The organism is Psychrobacter sp. AOP31-B2-9 (assembly GCF_052378005.1).
Lineage (GTDB): Bacteria > Pseudomonadota > Gammaproteobacteria > Pseudomonadales > Moraxellaceae > Psychrobacter.
Genome location: NZ_JBQSXG010000346.1, coordinates 1 through 447 on the forward strand (window position 1 = coordinate 1; position 447 = coordinate 447).

The following is a 447-nucleotide window of genomic DNA, read 5'->3' on the forward strand; positions in this document are numbered from 1 at the left end:
TGCTTGATTGTCCTCGTCAGCACTATTATTTCTATCAGTGTTGGTGTTTGTAGCAACATCAGCAGACTGAGTGGGGTGTGCGACACTGGCACTATTAAAGCGCTGCACCGTTATAGAGCTTGGCTGAGTAACGATTTGCTCACTCAGTGCCAATACTGGCGCATGTACGCGGTCGTGTAATACTTGCTGATAGCGTAGCGCACCAATGTTTGCGCTGATGCCCTCGCTATCACTTGGACTCGCTGTGGTGATAATGAGCTTCGGCGGTGTATGTTCATCCGTTTGCTCATGACGCAGATAGGCGGTCAGTCCTTGACGTGCAAGCCGCTCACAGATATGTGTCCAGTCACTGATTTGCCACTGGGTCATGCGTGCAGGTGTCCAGCTGGCGTCTTCACTATTGCTATCATCGACGGTCTCTATCTCTAGAGTAGCTGTGCGTTCTGC

General features: G+C 51.0%; 1 protein-coding gene. It reads right to left on the reverse strand.

Annotation, left to right across the window (positions count from 1 at the left end; genetic code table 11):
• The coding region (locus tag ACT3SX_RS15565; RefSeq protein WP_444761878.1) for a hypothetical protein at nt 1–447 on the reverse strand (447 nt) is incomplete at both ends.